The sequence below is a fragment of the Brevibacterium salitolerans genome, from assembly GCF_039531405.1.
GTDB classification, from domain to species: domain Bacteria; phylum Actinomycetota; class Actinomycetes; order Actinomycetales; family Brevibacteriaceae; genus Brevibacterium; species Brevibacterium salitolerans.
The window spans coordinates 291,216-317,105 of the sequence record NZ_BAAAPZ010000008.1 but is presented as its reverse complement, the minus strand read 5'-3'; the positions used below and the strand labels follow the sequence as shown (position 1 = coordinate 317,105).

26 protein-coding genes and 1 tRNA gene are annotated in these 25,890 nt (G+C 70.3%); 8 read left to right on the top strand and 19 right to left on the bottom strand.

The genetic code is table 11. The features are described from left to right. Positions 1-12: 12 nt before the first annotated feature. Complete coding sequence (gene rpoB, locus ABD240_RS11385) at positions 13-3,471, bottom strand: DNA-directed RNA polymerase subunit beta (RefSeq protein WP_291796847.1); 3,459 nt, start codon at positions 3,469-3,471, stop codon at positions 13-15. Positions 3,472-3,814: 343 nt separating this feature from the next. Between rpoB and ABD240_RS11380 the strand changes: the two genes are divergently transcribed. After that, positions 3,815-4,585 carry an MBL fold metallo-hydrolase gene (locus tag ABD240_RS11380; protein ID WP_291796753.1) on the top strand — a complete coding sequence of 257 codons (771 nt, stop codon included), beginning with the start codon at positions 3,815-3,817 and terminating at the stop codon, positions 4,583-4,585. A gap of 235 nt (positions 4,586-4,820) precedes the next feature. Here the strand turns inward: ABD240_RS11380 and rplL are convergent, their stop codons facing one another. Both rplL and rplJ read right to left on the bottom strand, forming a co-directional pair. Beyond that, positions 4,821-5,210 (bottom strand): 50S ribosomal protein L7/L12, encoded by a 390-nt coding sequence (gene rplL, locus ABD240_RS11375; protein WP_291796750.1) that lies wholly within the window; start codon positions 5,208-5,210, stop codon positions 4,821-4,823. A gap of 69 nt (positions 5,211-5,279) precedes the next feature. After that, positions 5,280-5,822: a 50S ribosomal protein L10 gene (gene rplJ, locus ABD240_RS11370; protein WP_291796747.1), complete on the bottom strand. Its 543-nt coding sequence runs from the start codon at positions 5,820-5,822 to the stop codon at positions 5,280-5,282. 306 nt (positions 5,823-6,128) lie between these two features. On the opposite strand from rplJ, the gene ABD240_RS11365 reads away from it, so the two are divergent. Beyond that, the gene (locus tag ABD240_RS11365; RefSeq protein ID WP_344337315.1) at positions 6,129-6,725 is read left to right on the top strand and encodes a DedA family protein; all 597 of its coding nucleotides are present in this window, start codon (positions 6,129-6,131) and stop codon (positions 6,723-6,725) included. 29 nt (positions 6,726-6,754) lie between these two features. Here the strand turns inward: ABD240_RS11365 and ABD240_RS11360 are convergent, their stop codons facing one another. From ABD240_RS11360 to ABD240_RS11305, 12 genes are all read right to left on the bottom strand, one after another. Then, entirely contained in the window at positions 6,755-7,930 is a 1,176-nt protein-coding gene (locus tag ABD240_RS11360) for a hypothetical protein (RefSeq protein WP_344337313.1), read from the bottom strand. Further along, the gene (locus ABD240_RS11355; RefSeq protein ID WP_344337311.1) at positions 7,927-10,152 is read right to left on the bottom strand and encodes a hypothetical protein; all 2,226 of its coding nucleotides are present in this window, start codon (positions 10,150-10,152) and stop codon (positions 7,927-7,929) included. Before ABD240_RS11355 ends, ABD240_RS11360 begins: the two co-directional genes overlap by 4 nt. A 133-nt stretch (positions 10,153-10,285) precedes the next feature. Next, positions 10,286-10,981 (bottom strand): 50S ribosomal protein L1, encoded by a 696-nt coding sequence (gene rplA / locus ABD240_RS11350; protein WP_291796735.1) that lies wholly within the window; start codon positions 10,979-10,981, stop codon positions 10,286-10,288. Between the two features lie 71 nt (positions 10,982-11,052). Continuing rightward, complete coding sequence (gene rplK, locus ABD240_RS11345; protein WP_291796732.1) at positions 11,053-11,490, bottom strand: 50S ribosomal protein L11; 438 nt, start codon at positions 11,488-11,490, stop codon at positions 11,053-11,055. A gap of 217 nt (positions 11,491-11,707) precedes the next feature. Next, positions 11,708-12,565: a transcription termination/antitermination protein NusG gene (gene nusG, locus ABD240_RS11340; protein WP_291796729.1), complete on the bottom strand. Its 858-nt coding sequence runs from the start codon at positions 12,563-12,565 to the stop codon at positions 11,708-11,710. A gap of 74 nt (positions 12,566-12,639) precedes the next feature. Next, positions 12,640-12,882, bottom strand: coding sequence for a preprotein translocase subunit SecE (gene secE, locus ABD240_RS11335; protein WP_291796726.1), 243 nt, complete (start codon positions 12,880-12,882; stop codon positions 12,640-12,642). Between the two features lie 56 nt (positions 12,883-12,938). After that, positions 12,939-13,011 (bottom strand) — tRNA-Trp (locus ABD240_RS11330). A 97-nt stretch (positions 13,012-13,108) separates the two neighbouring features. Then, entirely contained in the window at positions 13,109-14,893 is a 1,785-nt protein-coding gene (locus tag ABD240_RS11325; RefSeq protein WP_344337307.1) for a metallophosphoesterase family protein, read from the bottom strand. 152 nt (positions 14,894-15,045) lie between these two features. Then, positions 15,046-16,185 (bottom strand): UDP-N-acetylmuramate dehydrogenase, encoded by a 1,140-nt coding sequence (locus ABD240_RS11320; protein ID WP_344337305.1) that lies wholly within the window; start codon positions 16,183-16,185, stop codon positions 15,046-15,048. Continuing rightward, positions 16,182-16,649: a MaoC/PaaZ C-terminal domain-containing protein gene (locus ABD240_RS11315; protein WP_291792647.1), complete on the bottom strand. Its 468-nt coding sequence runs from the start codon at positions 16,647-16,649 to the stop codon at positions 16,182-16,184. Before ABD240_RS11315 ends, ABD240_RS11320 begins: the two co-directional genes overlap by 4 nt. 11 nt (positions 16,650-16,660) lie before the next feature. After that, on the bottom strand, positions 16,661-17,110 hold the full coding sequence (locus tag ABD240_RS11310; RefSeq protein ID WP_291792644.1) for an FAS1-like dehydratase domain-containing protein: 450 nt from the start codon (positions 17,108-17,110) through the stop codon (positions 16,661-16,663). A 108-nt stretch (positions 17,111-17,218) separates the two neighbouring features. Then, on the bottom strand, positions 17,219-18,133 hold the full coding sequence (locus ABD240_RS11305; protein WP_291792641.1) for a LysR family transcriptional regulator: 915 nt from the start codon (positions 18,131-18,133) through the stop codon (positions 17,219-17,221). A 94-nt stretch (positions 18,134-18,227) separates the two neighbouring features. On the opposite strand from ABD240_RS11305, the gene ABD240_RS11300 reads away from it, so the two are divergent. Next, entirely contained in the window at positions 18,228-18,875 is a 648-nt protein-coding gene (locus ABD240_RS11300; RefSeq protein ID WP_291792639.1) for a LysE family translocator, read from the top strand. Positions 18,876-19,024: 149 nt separating this feature from the next. Continuing rightward, the gene (locus ABD240_RS11295; RefSeq protein WP_344337301.1) at positions 19,025-19,618 is read left to right on the top strand and encodes an AAA family ATPase; all 594 of its coding nucleotides are present in this window, start codon (positions 19,025-19,027) and stop codon (positions 19,616-19,618) included. Between the two features lie 67 nt (positions 19,619-19,685). On the opposite strand, the gene ABD240_RS11290 is transcribed toward ABD240_RS11295, so the two are convergent. The 4 genes from ABD240_RS11290 to ABD240_RS11275 form a co-directional block, all read right to left on the bottom strand. After that, positions 19,686-21,404 carry an MDR family MFS transporter gene (locus tag ABD240_RS11290; protein ID WP_344337299.1) on the bottom strand — a complete coding sequence of 573 codons (1,719 nt, stop codon included), beginning with the start codon at positions 21,402-21,404 and terminating at the stop codon, positions 19,686-19,688. Between the two features lie 118 nt (positions 21,405-21,522). Beyond that, positions 21,523-22,236: a TetR/AcrR family transcriptional regulator gene (locus tag ABD240_RS11285; protein WP_344337297.1), complete on the bottom strand. Its 714-nt coding sequence runs from the start codon at positions 22,234-22,236 to the stop codon at positions 21,523-21,525. A gap of 58 nt (positions 22,237-22,294) precedes the next feature. Then, entirely contained in the window at positions 22,295-23,059 is a 765-nt protein-coding gene (locus ABD240_RS11280) for a YidC/Oxa1 family membrane protein insertase (RefSeq protein WP_291791905.1), read from the bottom strand. Between the two features lie 287 nt (positions 23,060-23,346). Continuing rightward, positions 23,347-23,622 (bottom strand): hypothetical protein, encoded by a 276-nt coding sequence (locus ABD240_RS11275; protein WP_344337295.1) that lies wholly within the window; start codon positions 23,620-23,622, stop codon positions 23,347-23,349. Between the two features lie 573 nt (positions 23,623-24,195). Between ABD240_RS11275 and ABD240_RS11270 the strand changes: the two genes are divergently transcribed. The 4 genes from ABD240_RS11270 (at position 24,196) to ABD240_RS11255 (ending at position 25,885) form a co-directional block, all read left to right on the top strand. Further along, positions 24,196-24,702 (top strand): Asp23/Gls24 family envelope stress response protein, encoded by a 507-nt coding sequence (locus ABD240_RS11270; protein WP_291791911.1) that lies wholly within the window; start codon positions 24,196-24,198, stop codon positions 24,700-24,702. Between the two features lie 66 nt (positions 24,703-24,768). Beyond that, positions 24,769-24,945 carry a hypothetical protein gene (locus ABD240_RS11265; protein WP_291791913.1) on the top strand — a complete coding sequence of 59 codons (177 nt, stop codon included), beginning with the start codon at positions 24,769-24,771 and terminating at the stop codon, positions 24,943-24,945. A 2-nt stretch (positions 24,946-24,947) separates the two neighbouring features. Further along, positions 24,948-25,340 carry an Asp23/Gls24 family envelope stress response protein gene (locus ABD240_RS11260; RefSeq protein WP_291791916.1) on the top strand — a complete coding sequence of 131 codons (393 nt, stop codon included), beginning with the start codon at positions 24,948-24,950 and terminating at the stop codon, positions 25,338-25,340. Continuing rightward, positions 25,337-25,885 carry a DUF6286 domain-containing protein gene (locus tag ABD240_RS11255; protein ID WP_344337292.1) on the top strand — a complete coding sequence of 183 codons (549 nt, stop codon included), beginning with the start codon at positions 25,337-25,339 and terminating at the stop codon, positions 25,883-25,885. The genes ABD240_RS11260 and ABD240_RS11255 overlap by 4 nt, the downstream gene beginning before the upstream one ends. Positions 25,886-25,890: the final 5 nt, after the last annotated feature.

Below are 25,890 nucleotides of genomic sequence, written 5' to 3'. Positions count from 1 at the left end.
TCGTTCGGTGGGTCAGACTTCTTCGACGGTGTTCGCCTCGTGGCGGGACAGATTGATGCCGAGCTCCTCGGCGGCGCGGAAGACCTCCTCGTCGGAGTCGCGCATCTCGATCTGCATGCCGTCGGAGGAGAGGACCTCGATGTCGAGGCAAAGGGACTGCATCTCCTTGATGAGCACCTTGAACGACTCCGGGATGCCCGGGTCGGGGAGGTTCTCGCCCTTGACGACCGCTTCGTAGACCTTGACGCGGCCGGGGATGTCGTCCGACTTGATGGTCAGCAGCTCCTGGAGCGTGTAGGCGGCGCCGTACGCCTCCAGTGCCCAGACCTCCATCTCACCGAACCGCTGACCGCCGAACTGCGCCTTACCGCCCAGCGGCTGCTGGGTGATCATGGAGTAGGGGCCGGTCGAACGTGCGTGGATCTTGTCGTCCACCAGGTGGTGCAGCTTGAGCATGTAGATGTAGCCCACGGAGATGGGGTACGGGAACGGCTCGCCGGAGCGGCCGTCGAACAGACGCGCCTTGCCGGACTCCTCGATGAGGCGGTCGCCGTCGCGGTTGGGCTTCGTCGCGCCCATGAGCGCACGCAGCTCCTCCCAGTGGGCGCCGTCGAACACCGGAGTCGCCACCCGGGTGCCGGGCTCCGCGTCCGTCTTGAAGCCGTGCATCTTCGTCGCCCACTCCGGCAGGCCCTCGATGTTCCAGCCCTGCTTGGCGATCCACCCGAGGTGGGTCTCCATGACCTGGCCGATGTTCATGCGGCGGGGCACGCCGTGGGGGTTGAGGATGATGTCCACGGGGGTGCCGTCCTCGAGGAACGGCATGTCCTCCACCGGCAGGATCCGGGAGATGACGCCCTTGTTGCCGTGACGGCCGGCCATCTTGTCGCCCACCGTGATCTTGCGGCGCTGGGCGATGTAGACGCGGACCATCTGGTTGACGCCGGGCGAGAGCTCGTCGTCGTCCTCGCGGTCGAAGACCTTCACGGCGATGACCGTGCCGTACTCGCCGTGCGGCACCTTGAGCGAGGTGTCGCGCACCTCGCGCGACTTCTCACCGAAGATGGCGCGCAGCAGGCGCTCCTCCGGGGTGAGCTCGGTCTCGCCCTTGGGCGTGACCTTGCCGACGAGGATGTCGCCGTCGGTGACCTCCGCGCCGATCCGGATGATGCCGCGCTCGTCCAGGTCCGCCAGGGCGTCCGGGGCGATATTCGGGATGTCGCGGGTGATCTCCTCGGCACCGAGCTTGGTGTCGCGGGCGTCGACCTCGTGCTCCTCGATGTGGATCGAGGAGAGGACGTCGTCCTGCACCATGCGCTGGGACAGGATGATGGCGTCCTCGAAGTTGTAGCCCTCCCAGGACATGAAGGCCACGAGCAGGTTCTTGCCCAGGGCCATCTCGCCGTTCTCCGTGGCGGGGCCGTCCGCGAGCACGGAGCCGACCTCGACCCGCTCGCCCTCGTCCACGACCACGCGCTGGTTGTACGAGGTGCCGTGGTTGGAGCGGCGGAACTTCTCCGCCTTGTAGACCTGCTGCGTGCCGTCGTCGTTCATGACGGTGACGTAGTCCGCGGAGACCTCGGTGACGACACCGGCCTTCTCCGCGACGATGACGTCGCCGGCGTCCACCGCGGCACGGTACTCCATGCCGGTGCCCACGTACGGCGCCTCGCTCATGACGAGCGGGACCGCCTGACGCTGCATGTTCGCACCCATGAGCGCGCGGTTGGCGTCGTCGTGCTCGAGGAACGGGATGAGGGCCGTGGCGACGGACACCATCTGGCGTGCGGACACGTCCATGAAGTCGATGTCCGAGACCGGGATGAGATCCGCCTCGCCGGAGCCGCCCTTGGGGCGCGCGAGCACGAAGTCCTCGACGAACCGCGAGTCGTCGTCCAGCGGAGCGTTGGCCTGGGCGATCGTGTAGTCCAGCTCGTCGTCCGCCGTGAGGTAGACGGTCTCGTCCGTGACGACGCCGTCGACGACCCTGCGGTAGGGGGTCTCGATGAAGCCGAAGGGGTTGATGCGGGCGTAGGACGCCAGCGAGCCGATCAGGCCGATGTTCGGACCCTCGGGGGTCTCGATGGGGCACATGCGGCCGTAGTGCGACGGGTGGACGTCGCGGACCTCCATGCCGGCGCGGTCGCGGGAGAGACCGCCCGGACCCAGCGCGGACAGGCGGCGCTTGTGCGTGAGGCCCGCCAGCGGGTTGTTCTGGTCCATGAACTGCGACAGCTGGCTGGTTCCGAAGAACTCCTTGATCGCTGCCACGACCGGACGGATGTTGATGAGCGACTGCGGCGTGATCGCCTCGACGTCCTGCGTGGTCATGCGCTCGCGGACGACGCGCTCCATGCGGGACATGCCGGTGCGGACCTGGTTCTCGATCAGCTCGCCCACCGCGCGGATGCGGCGGTTGCCGAAGTGGTCGATGTCGTCGACGGCGACGCGCAGGTCGAACTCCTCGCCCTCACGGACGCCCTTGAGGGTCTCCGTGCCGGCGTGGAGCGCCACGATGTAGCGGATCGTCGCCACGATGTCCTCGGTGGAGAGGACCGAGTCCGTCAGCGGGGCCTCGAGGCCCAGCTTGCGGTTGATCTTGTACCGGCCGACCTTGTCGAGGTTGTACCGCTTGGGGTTGAAGTACAGGTTGTTGAGCAGGGTGCGGGCGGCCTCGGTGGTCGCGGGCTCCGCGGGGCGCAGCTTGCGGTAGATGTCCAGCAGGGCCTCGTCCTGGGTCTGGACGGTGTCCTTGGCCAGGGTCTCCCGCATGGACTCGTACTCGCCGAACTCCTCGAGGATCTTCGACTCGGACCAGCCCAGGGCCTTGAGCAGCACCGTGACGGACTGCTTGCGCTTGCGGTCGAGGCGGACGCCGACCTGATCGCGCTTGTCGATCTCGAACTCGAGCCATGCGCCGCGGGAGGGGATGATCTTCGCGGTGAAGATGTCCTTGTCCGAGGTGCGGTCCGGAGTGGACTCGAAGTAGGCGCCGGGAGAGCGCACCAGCTGCGAGACGACGACGCGCTCCGTGCCGTTGATGACGAACGTGCCCTGCGGGGTCATGAGCGGGAAGTCGCCCATGAAGACCGTCTGGGACTTGATCTCGCCCGTGGTGTTGTTCATGAACTCCGCTGTGACGAACAGCGGAGCCGAGTAGGTCATGTCCCGCTCCTTGCACTCGTCGATCGAGTACTTGGGGGGCTCGAACCGGTGCTCGCGGAAGGACAGGGACATCGCGCCTGCGAAGTCCTCGATCGGGGAGATCTCCTCGAAGACGTCCTCGAGGCCGGAGGTGGTGGCGACCGAGTCGTCGCCCTTCTCCGTGGCCTCGATGACGCGGTCCTGCCAGCGCTCGTTGCCCACCAGCCAGTCGAAGCTGGCGGTCTGGAGCCCGAGCAGGTCGGGCACCTCGAGGGGCTCGCGGATCTTCGCGAAGGAGATGCGCTCTGGCGGATTAGCGGTCTTCATGTTCTCGTTGGCGGCGGCCAATTGGATCCTTCCGGTATCACCTAATTGTCTCCGGCACCGCTGCCCGCTCCCTCCCCGCGCGGTCCCGCGGACGAGGATGCCGCAGTTCCGTGTTCGAAGGGCAGGTCCTGCATAAACGAACCCCCACGCGCTATGATCGACGCTGAGGTCGACGAACCCGGGAAGAACGTGCAGACTGGACCAAAGGAGCTCCGGCGACGCCCACCGCTATATGAAGGCACCACGAAGGCAGAGCAATGCAAATCTCTACTGTACTGGTGCGCACCGCGCTTGGCAAGCCCCTGTGATAGGCTCGCGGATTCCCGGATGCGAGAATGCGCCCATGTCCGCAGACTCCACGCACTCCCCCTCCGTCCACGTGCTCAGCTCCGATCCCGTCCGCGTGAACTCGACGCTGCTCGCCGGCACGGACCGCGCCGTCCTCGTGGACACCGGTGCCGGCCCCGCCCAGGCGACCCGTCTGCTCGCGGCCGTCCGTGGCCTCACGGACCTCCCCCTCACCGTGGTCAACACCCACGACCACTGGGACCACTTCTTCGGCAACGCGCTGTTCGCCGAGGCCGGGGTCACGGAGTTCCTCGCCTCCCCCGCCTTCGTCCGCGACGCCGCGGGCTCCGCCTGGCTGCAGCACGCCGAGGCCTCCGAGCACGAGCTCGAGCTCCCCGCGCCGGACCGGCTGCTGGTGGACGCCGCGGCCGTGCGCGACGGCGAGACGCTCGACCTCGGCGGACTCGAGGCGGAGTTCCTGGTCCTCTCGGGGCACACGGACACGGACCTGGCGGTGCGCGCCGGCCCCGTCGTCGTGGCCGGGGATCTGCTCGAGGAGGGGGCGCCGCCGTCCGTGGGAACCGATTCCACGCCCGTGGCCTGGACCCGCTCCCTCGAGCGCCTCCTCGCACTGCCGGACGCCGATGTCTTCGTCCCGGGCCACGGAAGGCCCGTCCCCCGCTCCTTCGTGCGGACCCAGCTCACGGACCTGGCCGCCTACGCCGCCCGCGAGGACGAGGAGGCGGAGCTGCCCGTCCGCGCCGTGGGCGCCGCCGAGGCGTCCGCGCACGAGGTCTTCGGCATCGCGATCACCCGGCTCCTCTGATCCCGCGGCTCGGTTCACCGCCGGGGGCACTCGTCGCGGATGCGCGCTGGCACGCCTGCGCAGCTGCGCAGGCCCACGGCGCAGCGCTCCCGGAGCCGCGCGGCCGCGTGCGGAGACGCGCGAAGGCCCCCGTCCCAGTTGCTGGGACGGGGGCCTTCGCTCGTGAAGCGCTCCTGCGGGCACCGCTCATGTCATGCGGCCGGAACCTGGAGGCCTCCAGTACCCGCAGGGGAGATCACTTGAGGGTGACGGTGGCGCCGGCGCCCTCGAGGGCCTCCTTGGCCTTCTCCGCGGTCTCCTTGTTGGCGCCCTCGAGGACAGCGGCCGGAGCGCTGTCGACGAGGTCCTTGGCCTCCTTGAGGCCGAGCGAGGTGAGTCCGCGGACCTCCTTGATGACCGGGACCTTCTTCTCGCCGGCCGACTCGAGGATGACGTCGAACTCGTCCTTCTCCTCGGCGGCGGCCTCGCCTGCGCCTCCGCCTGCGGCGGGAGCGGCGACGGCGGCGACCGGAGCGGCGGCCTCGACCTCGAAGGTCTCCTCGAACTGCTTGACGAAGTCAGAGAGCTCGATGAGCGAGAGCTCCTTGAAAGCCTCGATGAGCTCTGCCGGGGTGAGCTTAGCCATAGTGGCTGTCCTTCCGTTGGTGGCCGTGCTCACGCGAGCGCGGCCAAAGGGGGTATGGGGTGTGGAGACTCAGGCGTCGGACGCCGGCGCCTCGTCGGCGCCGCCGTTCTTCTCGCGCAGAGCATCGACGGTTCGCACGGCCTTGACCAGCGGGGCGGTGAACATGTAGGCAGCCTGGTAGAGGCTTGCCTTCATGGCGCCGGCTGCCTTCGCAAGCAGCACCTCGCGGGACTCAAGATCGGCGAGCTTGTTGATGTCCTCAGCGGACAGAGCGGAGCCCTCGAAGACTCCGGCCTTGATGATGAGCTGAGGATTCGCCTTGGCGAAGTCACGCAGAGCCTTCGCGGCCTCGGAGGGCTCGCCCTTGACGTACGCAATGGCGGTGGGGCCATTGAGGTGTCCGTCGAAGGCGTCGATCCCTGCTTCCTTGGCAGCGATGGCGGTCAGCGTGTTCTTCACCACGGCGTAGGTCGCGTTGTCGCCCAGTGCATTGCGCAGATCCTTCATCTGCGCAACGGTGAGCCCGCGGTACTCGGTCAGCACGGCGGCGTCGGCGGACTCAAGCTCCTGCTTGATCTCCGCTACCGCGGCTGCCTTGTCAGGCCTCGCCATGGCATTCCTTTCGTCTGTGTCGGCGCCCCGGACGCATGAGAAAAGCGCCTCACGCACAGGCATGAGACGCTCACACGATTCGATGCGTGGCATCGAGCGGAATGTCATTCACCTGCGCGGGCCACTCTCATGAGTCTTCGTCCACCGGCGTTCGTCCAGAGGACTCACGCCCGCAGAGACCGACGGTCTTGGGCAAGCACTCACTATACGCATCCGCGACGAGCCCGCGCAAGCCGAGGCCGGTCCCGGAGCCCCGCACACGGGGTCCGGGCGCGGGGTGCAGGGTGCCGGGGCTAGGGTGGTCGGATGCACGAGATCCAGGACACGGTCCTCAACATGGTGGGGTCCCTCTGGCTCTACCCGGTGTTCGCCCTGGTCATCGCCCTGTCCGCCGCCATTCCCCCGGTTCCCTCGAGTGCCCTCATCGTGGCTCTGGGAGCCGTGAACGCACACACGGGAAGCCCCCACTTCCTCCTCCTCGTGGCGTTCGCCACAGTGGGCTCCGTCCTGGGCGACCACGTCGTCTACCTGCTGGGCAGGCACCGCGACTTCCGGCAGTGGCCGGTCGTGGGTTCGCCGTCGAACTCCCGTCGCCTCGACGCGCTCTCCGCGCGCCTGGCTGAGGGAGGCATCCTCATCAGCATCGTCGCCCGTTTCATCCCTCTGGGCCGCACACTGCTGGCCCTGCTCGCCGGTGGTGAGTCGATGGAGCCTGCCCGCTGGCTGCGACTGACCCTCATCGCCGGGGTCGTCTGGACGGCCTACTCAGCCGGCTTCGGCTGGCTCTCCGCCCGCTGGCTGCCGCTGCCCATGTGGGCGGCCGTGGGGATCGCGATCGGGGGTTCGCTGCTGCTGAGCCCGCTGCTCTCCCGCCTCAGCGACCGGCTGGTCCACCGGCGCTGAGCGGATCCGCGAGGTCGCCGCACAGTCCTTCAGCGCGCCCGCTCTCCCCTGTCGGTACCGATGAGCTCGACGAGGTCCCCGCCCACCGCGCCGAAGAGCGTCCGCGCCCAGACGCTGTCCCCGCGCACGTACGGCACCCCGTCCTCGAGCAGCCAGGCCGGCTCCCGTCCCGCGCGCAGAGCGGCGGCGCAGTCGGCGCACACCGGAATGCGCGCACCGCGGTGGCCCTCCACAGGTGCCTCGGCCACGGTCGCCGCCGGACCGTGACCGGGATCGATCACGCACAGCCGGGGCGGGTCCGCGGCCCTGCGGCGACCGCTGCCGAGGGTTCTCCTCCCTCCCGCCGCCTCGACCTCGGCGATGTCGTGCGCCGCGGTGCGCAGGAGCACGAGTGCGCCCGCGAGATCCGCACGGCTCGCCTCCGGATCGTCGACGATCCGGCCCGCGAGCGCGTACGCGTCGAGCCCGTGGGTCACCCGGGCCGACAGCTCCGGTTCGAGGCTCACGGTGTCGAGCTCGGACAGCCGCCGTGCGATGTCGAGGCTGTCGGCCGAGAGCTCCCGGCGCATCTCCTCCCGCCGGACCCGTGAGGCGCTGCGGAGGAGGGAGGCGGGCAGCTCATATCGGGGCACCGGCTTCCGCCGGCGGCGCCGCGCCCCAAGGGCGACGGCGATCGCAGCCGCGAGCACGAGCGGCACCATGACGAGAGCGTAGACGAGGTCCGTGCCCAGCCCCACGTACTCCGTGCGCGGTGCCGGCACCGGAGCGTGCTCCTGGCCCGTGCCGCGCTGAGTCACCTCGAAGTCCTCGTCCGCAAGCGAATTGAGCACGCCCTGCAGCCGGCTCACGCCCTCGTTGCCCGTGCCGGAACCCCGGTCGCCGGCCTCGATGCGCTGGTGGACCTCGCGGCTGAGCGCCGCATCGTCCAGCTCCACCTTGCTCGTGACGAAGGAGCTGCCCGGCTCGACGACGAGATAGATGCCCTCCTCCGCGCCCAGCTGGCCGTGTACGAGGGTCGCAAGATCCAGGTCGCGCTGGTCCCTGCCCGTGACGATCGCGTACACGGGCCAGTCGACGGCCTCGGCCTGCTCCTCGAGCTCCTCGCGGGCGGCCTGCGGTACGAGGTACTCCACCCCCGGATCGATCCACACCTGGCCGTCCTCCAGCCCGGCCGCGATCTCACCGGCGTACTCCAGCGGTGTCATGACCGGCTCCCTCTCTCGCTCCGGGTGTGGCGCACGCCGCGGATCAGGGCACCGGTGATCCCACCGACCGTCACCGCACCGAGGGCCCCGATGAGCGCTCCCCTCACCCAGTTGCCCAGGGGATAGCCCAGGACGGCGGGACCGAGCGCCGGTTCCTCCGCACTCCTCTCCTCGTGCGTGTCAGGGACGACCTCGGGATCCGGGACCAACCGGGCATCGAGCTCCGCGACCTCCCTCTGCGTGTCCTCAAGCCCCGTGTGCTCCCCCGACGTCGACCAGCCGCTCAGGTCTCCGCCTGCCAACCGCTCGTACCGCTCATACCGATACTCGTCCCACGGCCGCCACATGTCCGCGTACTCGGGCAGGGTCATGCCCGCGGCCGCCACGGCGTTCTCCGACTCGAAGACGGCGATGACCGCGCCCGGCTCGCTCAGCTCCGCAGCGATGCGGGCGGCGAAGACCTCCGGCGCATCGGAGGCGTCCGTCCCCGAGGACTGCAGCACCGCGACGGACACGTGCTCGGCCTCGCCTGCGGCCTCTGCGAGAGCGGCGACCCGCTCCGAGTCCAGTGCAGGCGCAAGCATCGGGTCGATGTGGAAGCCCGTCTCGTCCAGCTCCGCCGCGATCTCCTGCGGCCGGGTCCGGTCGTAGTCGGCCCGCGTCTCCGGTCCCTGCTGATAGCCGAACAGCTGCGGCTCCTCGTACTCGTGGATGACGACGGACGCGGCCCCGCCCAGGACCGCCGCGAAGACCGTGAGGACGAGGACCGCGAGACCCCGGACGACCGCTTCTCCCCTCTCCATCCCGCGCAGGCCGAGGGATTCGGCACCCGCGGCCGTATGGGAGGACCCCGTGCGTCCGGCAGCGAGCGCCGCCGCACCCGCCGGTGAGGCTCCGCCTCCTGACGGCTGGGCGGCGACCACCTCCGTGAGGGGAGACAGCGTGCCGAGGCCGCAGCGGGCATAGGCATCGTCAAGCTCCCAGTACGGGACGGGTGCGCCCGCCCGCCTGCCCCGAGCGGGCACCGTGAGAGCGTGCGGACGCTCACCGACGGCGTCCCGCCGCCGGCAGTCCCGGCAGGCGGGTACATCGAAAGCGTCAACGCGGCGGCCCCGGGCATCGAGCCGCACCGTCGCGACGGCCTCACCGTGGAAGGGATCGAAGAAGCACAGCGGCGAGAGCACCGACCGCGTCTTCGCACCCCGCTGCGCTGCGATCTGGGCGTCCAGCGCATGGAGGGCGGCGGAGTCCGTGACCGGCACCCGCTCCGCGAACACCCGCCGGGCCTCGGTCGGGCTCAGCTGAGGATCGTCCAGAGACGGCGCTGCCGCGAGGATGCGGGAGACGAGCCGCTCCCGCGCTCTCCCCAGCTCCCGCAGGCGCTCGGCAGGAGCGAGAGCCTCGGGACCGTCCGCAGCATCAGGGTCCGGCAGCCGCGGCGGCGTGTGCAGGGCGGACAGCAGACGCTTCGCCCGCCCGGTGCCGAGGCTGCTCGCGGCGGTGGTCCGCGCTGAGCCGGAGGCCTCCCGCTCAGCGCGCGTCCTCCGGGCGATGGCCCACGTGATCGCTGCGGCACCGCCCACCGCCGCCGTACTGGCCACCAGACCGTCGGCGCCTCCAGGGGTGTGGGTCTCGAAGAAGCGGCCCGTGCCCGCCTCGATCCGCCGGGACACGTAGTCACCCAGGTCAGGCGGGCTCTCGTTGCGCAGCCAGGCCCGCCCTGCGGCTGCCGCGTACTCGACATAGGGCTCGGGACGCACTCTGAAGTCCGCTTCGACCTCGAGGGCCTCGCCCAGCCGGAACAGCCGGTCACTCACTCCGCGCGCGCCGACGGCGTGCACCGCCGGGTCGGGCGTTCCGCCGTCGACGGCGAAGGCCGCGAGCACGCCCTCACCGTCCGCGAACAGCTCTGCGGCCACGCGCTGCATGACATCGACCGGGTACGTGACGTTCTGTCTCACGGCCGGTGCCGGAAACCCGTAGTGGACGAGCACGGCGACGGGCACCGGGCCGCCGCCCGTCGCCGCCCGCACCTTCGCCGTGAAGTCCTCCGGGAGCCACGCGGCAAGGCCGGGATCCACGGCGAGACCCGTGCGGCGCAGATCGTCGCCGTAGAGCTCCAGCAGCGCCGCCGCCGCGGCCTGGGTCCGCGCTGGGTCCGGGGTCTGGCTGTCGTCCTCCGGCACGGGCGCGAAGGACGGGGAGGGCGCAGAGGGATTCATGCGGTCCAGTATTCCAAAGGCCCACGTGCCGAAGCGCTCACGACGGTGACGGTTCTGGAACGACACCGGCCCCTCCTGCCGGGTGGCAGGAGGGGCCGGTGCGACCGAGGCTCACAGGCCTCAGGTCAGCGGATCACGCGCGCAGAGCGGAGGCGTCCAGCGGGATGCCGGGACCGTTCGTGGTGGTGATCGTCGCCTTCGAGATGTAGCGGCCCTTCGCCGACGACGGCTTGAGACGGTTGATCTCCTCAAGGGCGGCATCGAAGTTCTGCTGCAGCTGCTCGGTCGAGAAGGAGGTCTTCCCGATGATGAAGTGCAGGTTCGCGTGCTTGTCCACGCGGAACTCGATCTTTCCGCCCTTGATGTCGGAGACGGCCTTGGCCACGTCCATCGTCACCGTGCCGGTCTTGGGGTTGGGCATGAGGCCACGGGGACCCAGCACCTTGCCCAGACGGCCGACCTTGCCCATCATGTCCGGGGTCGCGACGGCTGCATCGAAATCGGTGAAGCCGCCGGCCACCTTCTCCAGCAGGTCATCGGAACCGACGTAGTCGGCACCTGCCTCGCGAGCTGCCTCCGCCTTGTCACCTGCGGCGAAGACGAGGACCGTGGCCGTCTTGCCGGTGCCGTTGGGGAGGTTGACGGTGCCGCGCACCATCTGGTCGGCCTTGCGCGGGTCGACGCTCAGGCGCAGGGCGACCTCGACGGTGGCGTCGAACTTCGCCACGGAGGTCTCCTGGGCCAGGGCGATCGCCTGTGCCGGCTCGTACTGCGTGTCTGCCGCGATCTTCTCAGCGGCGGCCCGGTAGGCCTTTGAGCGCTTTGCCATCTGCTTATTCTCCTAGCAGTAGTGGTGCGGGTCGCGCGGACCCTGCCACAGTGGTTGAGGTGGGGTTGGACTCAACCCTCGACGTCGACGGTGATGCCCATCGAGCGTGCGGTGCCGGCGATGATCTTCATCGCCGCGTCCACGTCGTTGGCGTTGAGGTCGGGGCGCTTCTGCTCCGCGATCTCGCGCACCTTGTCAGCGGACAGGTGGCCCACCTTGCTGGTGTGCGGGGTGGCCGAGCCGGACTTCACGCCGGCGGCCTTCTTGATGAGCTCCGCAGCGGGCGGGGTCTTCGTGATGAAGGTGAAGGAGCGGTCCTCGTAGACGGTGATCTCCACGGGGATGACGTTTCCCCGCTGGGATTCCGTCGCGGCGTTGTACGCCTTGCAGAACTCCATGATGTTGACGCCGTGCTGACCAAGCGCCGGGCCGATCGGAGGAGCCGGGTTGGCGGCGCCTGCCTGGATCTGCAGCTTGATCAGACCGGAGACCTTCTTCTTGGGAGGCATGTTCGGTCCTTTTCTTCCGTATTGCCGTGACCCGCGCGCATCTCGCGCGGGACGGGTCCGGTCCGACTCTCCGATGAGGAGTCAGACCAAACCCCACCAGTATTCCACGAACGAGCACCCGGAGGCGAATCCTGTGAGGAATCGCGCACCAGGTGCTGCGGGGTTCGCGGACTGGGAATCCGTGGCGGCCCTGCGCGGGTCCGCGATGAAGCGTGTGTCAGATCTTGGAGACCTGATCGAAGCCCAGCTCCACGGGCACATCGCGCTCGAAGATCGAGAGGAGCACCGTGAGCTTCTGCGTCTCCGGCCGGATCTCCTGGATGGTCGCCGGGTGGCCCTCGAACGAGCCCTCCTTGACGAGGACGGACTCGCCGACCTCCCACTCGACCACGTAGGAGGACTGCTCTGCACCCGTGGCCTCCGCGCGGCCCTGCTCCGCGGCCTCCGCCTGCTTCTCCTCGAAGACCGGCTGGAGCATCTGGAAGACCTCGTCGACCGTGAGCGGGACCGGGTCGTAGGCATTGCCCACGAATCCGGTGACGCCCGGGGTGTGGCGCACGAGGCCCCAGCTCTCGTCCGTGAGCTCCATGCGGACCAGCACGTAGCCGGGGATGCGGACGCGGCGGACCTGCTTGCGCTGGCCGTTCTTGATCTCGACCACGTCCTCCATCGGGACCTGGACCTCGAAGATGAACTCCTCCATGTTGAGGCTCACCGAGCGGGACTCGATGTTGGCCTTCACACGGTTCTCGTAGCCGGCGTAGGAGTGGATGACGTACCAGTCGCCGTCCTGCATGCGCAGCTCGGACTTGAAGTCCTCCGCGGCGGCCGCGGCGGGATCGAGCTCACCCTCGTCGTCTTCGGCGGAGTCCTCGGAGGCACCCTCCGCGTCCGCCTCGCCGTCACCGGGCGCGTCCGTGCTCGCGGCCTGCGCGGGGGTCTCCTCGGCCGCGTCCTCGACCTCGGGAGCATCGGCAACCGCAGCGGGCTCATCAGTGGCGGAATCGGCCTCGGCCGGGGCGGCACTGAGCTCGTCGAGCTCCGGGGTCAGCTCTTCCGGGGTGGATTCGGACACGTGGTCTCCTCTTGCGATTGGGGCTGTGCGCGGTGGCGGTTGAGATCTGAACGGGCGGGCAGCAGCCGCGGGGATCAGAAGAGCGGAGTGCCCGCGAAGACCCAGGCGGAGAGCCTGCCGAAGACGAAGTCGAGGCCCGTCACCAGCAGCATCATGATGACCACGAAGACAAGGACGACGATCGTGTAGTTGATCAGCTCCTTGCGCGTGGGAGTGATGACCTTCCTCAGCTCCGCGATGATCTCGCGGAAGAAGCGGAGGATCCGGCCGAAGACGCCGATCTTCTTGCCCTCTGCAGGGGCGGAGGACTCAGCCACGCAACCTCACTCACTCCTCGGCTTCACACCCGGACCGTGCGGACCGGCTGGACGAGCAGGGGTGACAGGACTCGAACCTGCAACCTACGGTTTTGGAGACCGTTGCGCTACCAATTGCGCCACACCCCTTCAGCGGTGACATCAGCACCGCCGAGGAACGAGCATACACGAGGTGCGGGTGGACGTCGAACCGATCCTCCGCCGGCGCCCCGCCCGCCGACCGGGCTCAGTCCTCGCTCCCGTCCGCGTCCTCCGGCTCCGTCTCCACCAGCGGACGCGGCGACGGGAAGGGGATCCACTCGGAGAACTCCACGGCGGCGTCCATGCCGACCGTGATGTACTGCACGTCGATGGGGGCGCCCGTGCTCCGGTCCACCCGGATGAGCGACATCTCCGCAGGCATCTTCAGCGGCCCCGGGGTGAGCGCGTCCGCGAGGGCCCCTCCCGTCGTCGAGCCCACGGTGCGGACGCCGCGTCCCAGTTGCTCCGGCTCCACGCGCCGATGCCAGTGGCCGCTCAGCGCGTGGTCCGCGCAGCCTCGGCCCAGGGCGTCCTCGGCCTGCCGCGGGTCGTGGATGACGAACAGGTCCTCGTCCGCAGCGCACGCGGCCTCAGCCATCCGGGCCGCGAACTCCTCGCCCGTCTCTCCGCGCTCCAGCACGTCCCCCGAGGGGAACACGGTGCGGCGCGGATCGCTGTCGCCGAGCAGTGTGAGTCCCGCGACCTCCACCGGCTCGCCCTCGAGCACGGTCCAGCCCACCTCCTTGGCTCGTGCGACGGTGTCCTCGGAGTCGTGGTTGCCCTTGACGAAGACCGTGGGCACACCGTCCGGGACGGAGCGCGCCACCGAGTCCACACAGACGTTCTCCGCCTCCGTACCGGTCATGGTCACGTCCCCGCCGTCGATGTGGAGGTCCGCACCCGACCACGCGATGACATCGCCGATGGTTCGCGACATGCCGGTCTGGCAGTGGATGTCGCTCGTCCACACGAGCGTCGCGACGTCCGTGTCCTCCGGCGCTGCGGGCGGTGCCGCAGGGGCGTCCTCTCCCCCGGCCCCTCCCTCCGCGGGGCCGGCCGCCGCGGCCGGCCCCGGCACGCCGTCCTCCCCGCTGCGCCAGCGCGGACTGAGCGGTCTCTGCGGCCATGCGGCCGCGAGGCCGGCCCGCACCTCCGAGTAGAAGGCATCGGTGTCGCCCAGCATGTCCGCGACCGCCTTGGCGGCCTCGTCGATGATGCCGGAGAGCCGCCCGGTCACCTGCGCTCCGGCGAGCGGGGTGTCCTCGAACACCGGATCCGGACGGATCTCCCTGTCGCGGTCGATCGGCAGCACCGCCCCGCCCAGGACCACGGCGGCCACGGTCGCGGCGGCCCCCAGCCGCAGCCGCGGCGAAGCCTCCACCACCCCGGACGGCAGCCGGGACAGCGCACTGCCGTCCGCCGGAATCGCCGTGAGGAGGCCGCGGCGGCGGCTTCCCCCGAGGAGCAGACGGACGGCTGCTCCCACCGCGAACAGGGCACCGCCCATCACCGCAGTCCGCAGAGCGGCGTCCCGGAGCAGCGCGGCGGCGACGACGCGCCCCTGCGCCCCGGGGTCCGCGAACAGCGCCGCGTAGGCGGCCGCGTCCCCGCCCAGAGCATCGACGGTGGCGTCCTCCATCCCGTACTCCGCGGGTATCTCACCCACCTCGATGTGCACGCCGAGACGGCCCGGGAGGACATCTCCGGCGGGAAGCACCAGTGACCCCAGAGGGCCGAAGTCCGCCTCCAGCGCTCCGTCCGTGGTCACGGAGTAGACGGCCTCGTGCGGGCCGAAGGTCGACTGCGCCCGCGCCGTCAGCACCGCGACGGGCGCGGCGACGAGACAGCAGAGCACGAGGGCGGCGAGCATGCGCAGCGCACGGCGCAGGCGGGGCATCCAGGGCCCCCGTCCGGCTGCGGTCCCTGCCGCGTCCGCGGCAGGGCGGGTGGTCGTGTTCGCTGCGGTGCGGGTGTGGTCCGAGGTCTGCATTCCGGTGAGTGCGGCTCCAGTGGGTGCGGCCCCGTCATTCGCAGGGCGGAGCGAGCGGGTTCAAGGGTTCGGTCGAGGTGAGGCGGGCGCCCCTCCACCCGCCGCGAGGGGCGGGAGGGTCCGGGGAGCCGGCCGGGGCACGCCCCCTCCGTTCACAGGGTGAGGCCCACCAGATTGGGCTCCGGCTCCATGCGGATGCCGTACGCGCGCTCCACGCCGTCACGGATGTGCACGGCGAGGTCGAGGATGTCCGCCGCCGCGGCCCCGCCGCGGTTCGTGAGCGCCAGGGTGTGCTTGGCGGACAGGCCGGCGCGGCCGCCCGGCAGTGCATAGCCCTTGGTGAATCCCGCATGGTCGATGAGCCACGCCGCCGAGGTCTTCACGACGGCCGGGTCCGGCTCACCGGTGAGCGGGTCGCGGGCCGGATAGGCGGGAGCCCCGGCCGGCAGCACGGACTCCGGCGCCGCGCGCCCGCCGTCCTCGTCCACCGGCAGCGGCAGGATCGGATTGGTGAAGAAGCTCCCCGCCGACCAGGTGTCGTGGTCCGCGGGGTCCAGCACCATGCCCTTGGACGCACGCAGGGCGAGGACGGCCTCGCGCACAGCGGCGACCTCCACGCGCGCGCCCAGCTCCACGCCGAGGGCGCCCGCGAGCTGGCCGTAGCGCACAGGCGCGCCTCCCTGAGCACCGCCTGCCCGCAGGGCGAAGGTCACCGCGAGGACGACGTACCGGACAGCGCCCAGCTGCGCGGCCGAACGCTTGAGCAGGGAGGTGCGGTACCCGAATCCCAGCTCCTCCGGGGCGAGCTCCCGCTCCTCCCCGGTCATCCGGTCCAGCACGCGCACGGAGACGAGGGTGTCCGCCACCTCCGCACCGTAGGCGCCCACGTTCTGCACGGGCGAGGCGCCCACGGAGCCGGGGATCCCGGAGAGGGCCTCGAGGCCCGCGAGCCCGCGCTCCACCGTCTCCGCCACGAGGGCGTCCCAGGTGTGTCCCGCCTGCGCAGTGACGCGAACGAGGTCACCGCCGTCCGCCTCCTCCCACTCGAGGCCGGAGGTGCGGATGACACAGACCGGGCCGGCGAACCCCTCGTCCGCGACGAGGAGGTTGGATCCGCCCGCCACGAACAGGACGTCCGGACCAGCCGGTCCTTGTGCCAGCTCCGCGGGTGATTGCGCCGCGCGGAGGGGGTGGCTGCGCACGAACGCGCGCAGCTCCTCCGCCGTGGCAGCCACCGTGACGTCTGCGGCCGGGCCGCCCACGCGGAAGGTGGTGAGATCCGCAAGCCTCACCGCAGGCGGACCTTCACCTGCGTGCGGCCGAGGACCTTCTCCCCGGCGGACGCGACCTCGAGGTCCAGCCGGGCGACCCCGTTCTCCGGGTCGAGGGCACCGACCTTCGCCGTGAGGTCGAGCTGCGCGGTGGGCTGGTCCGGCGTCCCGGACTCCGCGTCCGGGACGACGACCATGCTGGTGAAGCGGGTGCGGACGTCCGCCACCGCGCCCGGGTCGCCTGCCCAGTCGGTGATCTTCGCGACGACGGAGCCCATCGTCAGCATGCCGTGGGCGATGACGTCCGGCAGGCCCACCTCCCGGGCGAAGCGCTCGTTCCAGTGGATGTGGTTGTGGTCCCCCGAGGCCGCCGCGTAGGCGATGAGATCCGCACGGGAGACGGGGATCGCGGTCTCGATGACGGTCTGCCCCACCTCGAGGTCCGCGAGGGCGGGGCGTGCGGAGGCGGTGTTCTCTGCGGTCAAGGCTCTCTCCCTCACTTCTCGCCGCGGACGACGATGGTCGATGTCACGGTGACGACGAGGTCACCGGACGCGGCGTCTGACAGTTCCGTGCGCGTGGTGATCATGGCGTTGCCGCCGGCCTCGCGGAGGCCGTCGACGTGCGTGGTGGCGGCGAGCCTGTCACCGGCGACCACGGGCCGCACGTAGTCGAACTGCTCCTGTCCGTGCACCACGCGGGAGTAGTCGATGCCCGCGTCCGGGCTGGAGATGTAGAGGGCCTCGCAGCGCTGCGAGGGGATCACCGGGAAGGTGGCCGGGGCCACGACGTCGTCGTAGCCCAGCGCGCGGGCCGCCGCGGCGTCGAAGTGCGCGGGGTTCTCCGCACCCACCGCGCGGGCGAACTCCGCGATGGCCTCACGGCTGACCTCGTAGGGCTGCGGCAGGGAGTACGCGGCTCCCTGCAGATCTGTGTTCACGGCCATGTGTGCGCCTCCTGAAGGTGCGGATCCCCGCGTCGGTCGGTTGCGGGGCCAGTGTATCCGCGCCCGCGGACACGGGGCGAAGCACGGACTGTGCCGCGACTCACGCGCCTACGACCCGGTGCGCACGGCCGTCATGCCCGCCACCGTCCTGATCGCCTCCTCCGCCGCGGCCACGAACGGTCGGTGCTCGGCGGCCTCGCGGATCTGCAGCACCACACGGCGCACCGGGGTGGGATTCTCCAGGGGGACGGCGCGCAGGCCGTCCGGGAGGCTCCGGGCGGCGAGCGCGGGCAGCACCGTGACCCCGATCCCCGCCCGCACCATCGCGAGCACGGCATCGTGGTCATCGGACCGCGCGAGGTGGCGCGGCTCGAACCCGGCGGCGCGGGTGGCCTGTGCGATCACCCTGCCGGTGGGACTGTCGTAGATGTCGTGGTCCACCCACGGCTCCTCGCCCAGCGCGCGCATGGGCAGGACGGCCTCGGCGGCCAGCGGATGCGCCTCGCCCATCACCACCACGCAGGGATCGTCTGCAGAGGCGGACCTCCGGTAGCCGCGCAGGCGGACGCGGCCCTCGGCGGGGACCTCGTTGTGGATCTCGATGTCGCTGGGCCGCCGGCCGGGCCCGGGGAACGGCTCGTTCACGCTGACCTCGAACCGCATGTCCGGGAAGCCGGCGCGGACCTCGCGCACCACGGTCGGCATCCACTCCCGCGCCGCGGAGGAGAAGCAGCCGATCGCCAGATGCGGGGCCGGGTCGCCGCGCAGGTCCTCGACGACCGAATCGAGGCGCCGTGCCCCGGCGAACAGCTCAGCCGACTCCTCCGCGAGCCGCAGCCCGGCCGCAGTGGGCTCCAGGCCGCGACCGCGGCGCTCGTAGAGCGGGATCCCGACCTCCCGCTGCAGGGCGATGATCTGCTGGCTCACCGCGGCAGGCGAGAAGTTCAGGTTGCGCGCCGCGCCCTGCACGCTGCCGCTCGCCACCACGGCCCGCCACGCGCGCAGGCGTCTGAGATCCCACATGCATCCACTGTAAAGCTAAGGCGGACGGTTGTGGAGGATTCATTGCTTTACCTTGATGGATGAGCAGGACAGTCTGGATGCATGGAGATGCACCGTGACGACTGACACCCTCGGCCCCTTCCTTCTCGCGAGCGCGGTCATCGCGCTCGTCCCCGGTCAGGACACCCTCCTCACGCTCCGGTTCGCGCTCGCAGGGAATCGCGCAGGCTTCGTCTACGCCGCGGCCGTCTGCCTGGGCATCCTCCTGTGGGCGGTGCTGGCACTGACGGGGGTCTCGGCGGCGCTGCAGGCCTCCCCCGCGGCCTTCGCCGCTGTGAGGATCGCCGGGGGCGCGTATCTCTGCTTCCTCGGCGTCCGGGCCGCGGTCCCGGCGGCCCTCCTGCTGCGATCCGCGCGGCGGGAGCCCTCCGCGACGGCGCCCGGGGTGCGGAGGGACCGGCGAGGCGCGGCCGCCTCGGGCGCGGTCTTCAGGACGGGGGTCATCAGCTCGCTCACGAACGCCAAGACCGGCCTCTTCTTCCTCGCGCTCCTGCCGGGATTCGTCCCGCCGCGGCCCGGGCCCGCGGACTTCGCCCTGTTGGCGGCGGCTCCCGCGGTCGCGACCCTCCTGGTCCTGTCCCTCACGACGCTGCTGGCGGTGAGGATCGGGCGGCTGCTCGCAGATCCCCGCCGGTCCGCAGCGCTGGACCTCGTCTTCGGCATCGTCTTCTGCGTGCTCGGCATCACCGTGCTCACCCACTAAGCGGACGGAACGGAGGCGGCCGCCCACGTGCACACCCACCGCGCGGGCGGCTTCCCCGGGCGCGGCCGAGGGACGCGGAGCCGGCCGTTCACGGCGAACTCCGGGCCCGCCCGCAGTCTTCTGACGGCAGGGCCGGACACAATCGGTCCATGTCCAGGCCCGCCACGCCCGTGGTCCTCCTCGCCGGCGTCCCCGGCGCCGGGAAGTCGCGCGCCCTGCGGGTGATCGCACGCGCACGTCCCGAGGTCCGCCTCGCAGACCCGGACCGGATGCGCCTGCGGCTGTCCCGCCTCGCACCCGCACTGCCCTATTCCGCGGCCAGGCCGATCGTCCACACCCTCGCCCACCTCGCGGTGCTCACACAGCTCCTCAGACCCAGCGGGACCCCGCTGGTGATCCACGATCCGGGGACGCGCAGATGGAGCCGGCGGCTCATTCTGCGGCTGGCTCTGCGGCGGGGCCTGCTGCCCGCAATTCTCTGCATCGACATCGGGCGGGAGGAGGCGCTCGCCGGACAGCACGCACGCGGCAGAGTGGTGCGTCCCGCTGCGTTCGAGGCCCACTGGAGGCGCTGGCAGGAGCTGCGTGCCCGCGTGCTCGCCGGTGGCGAGCTCTCACCCGGTGAGGAGTGGCCCGAGGCCCGCCTCGTCACCCGCGCGACCGCGGTGCCTGAGATCCTCAGGCGGGTGGACAGGGGCGGGAGGGACCGGGTGACGGACACGGCGCCCGCAGCGCACACCTGACATGCTGAGGGCACCGGAAGCCGGGCACCTGCGACACTCCGCCGCTCCCGCCGGCGCGGGCGACCGCTCAGCCGGAGACGGCCTCGGGTGCGGGGTCCTCCGTGCCCCGCACGGGCCGGCCGGCGGACGTGGCCGGCACATCCGCCCCGTCCCGTCCGCTCAGCGCTTCGGAGCTGCTCCGTCCGCGCTGCTTCCCGGCGCGGAGGTCCGCCTCCAGCCTCTCCGCCTCCTCGCCGCCGATCGCCTCGCCGCGCTCCACCAGCCCGGCGGTGTCGGACAGGGGGATCTCCTTGAGGAACAGCGAGAGCAGGAACGCCGCGCCGATGAACGGCAGCAGGTACCAGAACACCGGGGCGAGGGCGTCCGCGTAGGCGCTGACGATGCCCTCGCGCACCGCTTCCGGCAGCTCGCTCATGGCGGCGGGCTCGATCGAGGCGGCCGCGCTGGAGGCGGCTGAGGGATCCGCGCCCGCGCCGGCGAACACGGTCACGAGGTTCTCCGTGAGCCGGGTGGTGAAGATCGTGCCGAACACGGCGGTGCCCAGGGAGGCGCCCACTTCGCGGAAGTAGTTGTTGGTGCTGGTCGCCGTGCCGATCTGGCTCGCCGGCACCGCGTTCTGCACCACCAGGACCACCACCTGCATGATGAAGCCCAGCCCCACGCCGAACACGAACAGGAATGCGCAGATGAGCCAGATGGGCGTGTCCGCCTTCAGGGTGGTGAAGGCGAGCATGGCGGCTGCGGTGATGACGGTGCCGAGGATCGGGTAGACCTTGTACCTGCCGGTCCTGCTGATCGCCAGGCCGGAGATGATGGAGGTTCCCATGAGTCCCACCATCATGGGGATGAGGAGCAGCCCGGAGACCGCCGCAGAGGTGCCGGAGGCCATCTGCAGGAAGGTCGGCAGGAAGCCGATCGCCGCGAACATGCCGATGCCCAGGACCAGGCCGATCGCGGTGGCGTTGATGAAGATGGGGTTGCGGAACAGGCTCAGCGGGATGATGGGGTCGGCCGCACGCGCCTCGGCGAGGACGAACGCGGCGGCTGCGACCACCAGGCCCGCACCCCATGCCCAGGTGGCGCCGGAGGACCAGCCGTGCTCTGCGTCCCCGCCGAAGTCGGTGAAGAAGATGAGGCACGTGGTCGCCGCGGAGAGGAACAGGACGCCGAGGACGTCGATGGGCTTCTCCGCCTTTTTGTCCGGCAGCCGGAGGGCGAAGAACGCGACGAGGAATGCGGCGATGCCCACCGGGATGTTGATGTAGAAGGCCCACTGCCAGGTGTGGTGGTCGACGAAGTAGCCGCCCAGGAGCGGACCGGCCACGGCGGAGAGCCCGAAGATGGCGCCGAGCGGACCCATGTACTTCCCGCGCTCGCTGGCCGGCACGATGTCCGCGATGATGGCCTGCGAGAGGATCATGAGACCGCCGCCGCCCAGGCCCTGCATGGCCCGGAAGACGACGAACGTCCAGAAGTCGCCGGCGAAGGCGCAGCCCACGGAGGCCAGGGTGAAGAGCGCGATCGCGACGAGGAAGAGACGGCGCCGTCCGAGCACGTCGCCGAACTTGCCGTAGATGGGCATGACGATGGTGGTCGCCAGCAGGTAGGCGGTGACGATCCAGACCTGGTTCTCCACCCCGCCCAGCTCGCCCACGATGGTGGGCATGGCGGTGGAGACGATGGTCTGGTCGAGGCTGGAGAGCAGCATGCCCGCGATGAGCGCGGAGAAGATGATCCAGATGCGCCGCTGCGTCAGCAGGAACGGCGCGGAGTGGGTGTCTGTCATGGTGGTCCGTTCTGGGTGGTGCGGATCTGCGGGTGTGCGCGGCGTGCCGAGTTCGTCGGCACCGGCGCGCGTGCGGTGCGCTGTCGGTCCGAATCTGCCGGGCCGGTGCCGCGCCCGCTCAGGGAGCTGCGAGGAGTGCGCGGGCCAGCGCCGCCCGTTCGGCGAATCTCTCTGCGAGGTCGTCGGGGTCGAGCTCCACCAGGTCCGTCCGCCTGAAGTATTCGGCGGCGACGGCACGGCTGAGACCGCCGACGAGATGCACCAGCGTGTCCGCACGGGCGTCACCGGGCTCGAGCCCCTCCCGCCGCTCGATCAGCGCGGTGTCGCGCTGCTCGTTCGACCGGATGCGTTCGAGGATCCGGGTGTGGAGACGCGGTTCGCGCTCCACCGCCGCCCGCAGGGAGTCGAGGTTCGTCACCAGCGGCGCGGCCAGCCGCCAGCGGGCGAGCTGCAGCTCGAGGAAGTCGTCGAACAGCCCCGCGCCGAGGCCGCCAGGGCCAGGACGGTCAGCGTGCACGGGCGACACCGCCTCACCGCCTCCCTCCCGGCGGACGGCAGAGGCCTCACCGGCCGCATGCGGCCGCTCACCGGCGACGAAGGCCGCCTCCAGCTCCTCCTCCCCCGGAGCCACGAGGATCCCGAGGACCGCGTCCTCCTTGGAGGCGAAGTAGTTGAAGAAGGTCCGCCGGGAGATGCCGACGGCCTCGCACAGCTCCTCGACCGTGTACCCGCTCAGACCCTCGCGGGCCGTGCGCGCACGGGCCAGTTCGACGATCTGCCGGATGGTTTCGCGTCTGCGCTTCTCACGCGGACCGATTGCACTGTCGCCCACAGAGTGCAATTCTGCACCCTGCGGCTGAAAGTGCACTTGGAAGCGAGGGTGACCTTCGTCATCCGGGCCGCCGGGCCGTCAGGAACCGACGCAGGAGAAGACGCTCCCCCAGACTCCAGGCCGTGGTGGTCATGAGGTAGAGGGCCGCCGCCAGCGGCACGAAGAGCGCGATGACCGCGGTCATGAACGGCATGAAGCTCATGGTGCGCATGACGCCGCGCATGTCCGGCATGCCCGGCTGCGGCTCCGCCGTCTGCGATTCGAGCTGCGGAGCCAGCGCCCTGCGGGAGAAGTGCGCCACGACTGCGATGGCGGCGACGACGAGGAGGTAGACGAGCACGGTGGTGGCCGTCAGACCGCCAGTGCGCAGCAGCCCGACGAAACCGGAGCCCAGCTCGATCCCCATGAACGTCTGGCTCAGCAGGGTGTTGGGCAGCCCGTCGATGGTGGGCAGGATGAACAGGCCGTAGATCGCCATGAGCACCGGCATCTGCGCGAGCGCAGGAAGACAGCCGGCCACCGGCGAGGTCCCCTCCTCCGCGTAGAGCTCCATCATCCTCTTCTGCAGCTCCTCGGGCCGCCCCCTGTGGCGCTGCTGGAGCTCGCGCATGCGCGGTGCCAGGCGCTCACGGGCGAGAGCGGCCCGCACCTGCGAGATGCCGACGGGGAGGAGGAGCACGCGGACCAGGACGGTCAGCGCCACGACGGCGAGGGCGGTGCTCGCTCCGCCCGCGAGAGGGACGAACAGGTCGCTGATGTGGGTGAGCGCCCACTGCGCTGCGTGGATGAGGAAGGCGATGGGCGGGAAGGCATAGATATTCATGTGCGAGGTCCTTGGACTCGGACGCAGGCCGCGCTCCGGCCGGGGACGTTCGTGCGTCCGGGCTCGGCGGAGGCGGGTGCGGCAGCGGCGTGACAGGTGCGCGGAGGGCGCAGGATGCCGTGCGTGAGCTGCTCGAGACCAGGAGGGGAGGGTGCGGGACCTCGGCTCACGGTCATACCCGCCGCGGCGGGAACCCCAGTTATGCCGACAGGGAGGCGGAGCTCAGCCCTGCACGCGCGCAGGAGCGGCGGGTCCGCCCGGGAAGGGGAGAGAGGAGTCTCAGGCGCTCACGCGGGGGAACCGGAGGGAGCGCGCACCCGGACGGTGCCGCGGGAGCCCGGCGCACAGGGCGGGGCCGGGAGCTGGGCGGCCCAGGCGCGGGCCGGCCGGGACCTCGGCTGCGGAACGAGCCCGAGGACGCGCACGATCACGCGGAGCGCGACCGGAGTGAAGGCGGAGACCGCGAGGATCCCGACCACGGCCAGGAGCACTGCCGCAGGGATGTCCACCTGCGGATACGAGCCCGCGAACTGAGCGAGGGCGAACAGGAGCAGCTGAACCATGACCCAGATGGTCGCCAGCACGGCCGCACCCCCTCCTCGTCGCCGTCGTCTGCGGACCCACTGAAAGTCTACGGCACCGGAGGCGGACCCCGGCGGCCGTGCGCGACCGGGACACGAAGCGGCCCCCTCACGGGAGCTCTCCGGGCAGGCCGACGAACGCAGAAGCCCCCATCCGAAGATGGAGACTTCTACAGCGGGGGTGGGACTCGATCCCGCAACCTCACGCTTGTGAGTCGTGCGCACATTCGATTCCTCGCGAAACGCCGCACCGCCCCACCTCGTCCGCAGCTCCTCAGCACCGCGCGTCAAAGCCGGCCGGACAGCCCCGCTGTGATGCTGAAACGCCGCAGCTGCAGGCCGCACTCACCCGGCAGAGGGCAGCAGCCTTCCTCGCACGCGCGTCCCGGAGGACCCCTACATTGCACAATGCGACGCTGAGCGCCCAGTACGACTCCATATAGTGATACAGATCACAGTCAACTCTCGTGACGAACTCCGGACTCATGACGTCTTCCTTGTGTCCGCATGAAACATGACCGGCGAATTCGCCGGTCATCTGGTGAAGGAGAGGCTATGTCTAACGTGTCAATTCCTCGGACCGGCAGTCAGCAGGAGCGCGAGGCGTCCGAGCGCGAGGAGCGGAACGTGCAGACCGTGGAAAGGGTCCCCCGCGGCCCCCTGCAAACCACCCGGGGCATCACAACTCTGGAGGACACCGTCGTGGCCAAGGTGGCCGGCATGGCCGCCCGCGAGGTTCCCGGAGTCTACGACATGGGCAATGCCGCGCGCCGCGCCTTCTCCGCCGTGACCGATCGCATTCCCAACTCACAGACGAATGTCGCCGGTGGCATCGGTGTCGAGAAGGGCGAGACACAGGCCGCGGTCGACGTCACGGTCGTGGTGGAGTACGGCGCCTCAATCGTCGAGGTCGGCAACGCCATCCGCCGCAACATCATCGACCAGGTCGAGTCCACCACCGGCCTGGAAGTCGTGGAGGTCAACGTCAACGTCGTCGACGTCCACCTGCCGCAGGAAGACGACGAGTCCGTGAACAGCCAGCGCGGCGATGAACTGAAGTGACATCCCTGGGCGGCACCGGGGAGGTCTGAGACCTTCCCGGTGCCGCCCCCTCATTGAGGAGCATCCATGAAGATCACCCACTTCGCCCTTCTGGTCGGCCTCTTCCTCGGAGCCGTGCTGGCCTTCGGCAGCTTCGGCCAGTTCTTCCTCGTCCTGGTATTCGGCGTCATCGGCCTCGCAGTGGGCATGACGATCGACGGTCGCGTCGAGATCCGGGGTCTGACCGACCGCTGGAGGAGATGACCATGACCGCCCTGGATGAGCGTCGACCAACTGCCTGCGCTCCCGAGGACCGGGGACGCACGACCGTGCCGGCCAAGGTAGTCGCCCGGATCGCCGAGCAGTGCGCCTTCGAGGTCGCCAGCGTCGGTTCCAATGCCGGAGGCGTGCTGGGAATCGGTGCTCGTCGCGACTTCGCCACACGCCCGAGCGCCGAGGCGGAGATCTACGGCAGCATCGTGGTCCTGCGCCTGAATGTCGGCATCGCGTTCCCCACAACCCTGCGCGATGCGCTGAAAGAGCTTCGCGAGCACGTTGCCGCACGCGTGGAGCAACTCAGCGGCCTGGAGGTAGGGCGCATCGACGTCCAGATCTCCTGGCTGAACAGCACCGCGACCGGACGGAGGATTCTTCGATGAGCACTCACCCCCAAGCTCTGACGCGCCGCCCCGCCCGCAGGGTGCCCGCCATCATCCTCGCCTTCATGGCCATCACTGTCGGCGGCCTGCTGGTTTGGACGATCGGCGCTCGCCTCCTGGACGGCACTTGGTCCGGGGTCGGGGCCTCAGCGGCACACCGGATCGGCGGCCTTCGCCTGGACGGGATGCCGGTGCGCATCATCGTCGGAATCCTCGCGATCATCGGACTGGCATTCCTGATCAGTGCCCTGGTTCCGGGGGCCGCCAGACACCTCGCCATCCTGGCCGGTGAAACGCCCGGGCAGACTGCAATGTCGCGTCGTGACATCGCTCGCCGGGTCGAACGCCAGGTGGAGCAGGTGGACGGCGTATCCGCAGTACGGGCCCGACTCTCCGGCCACGTGCTCTCCGTCCAGGTGCGCACGCCGGTCGATGAGTCCGAGCCAATACTCCGCCAGGTACGCACCGCCGTGCAGGAGACCATCGCTGAGCTCACTCCGGTCATTCACATCCGCTCCCGCGTTCATCTCAGCCGGACACGCTGACACGA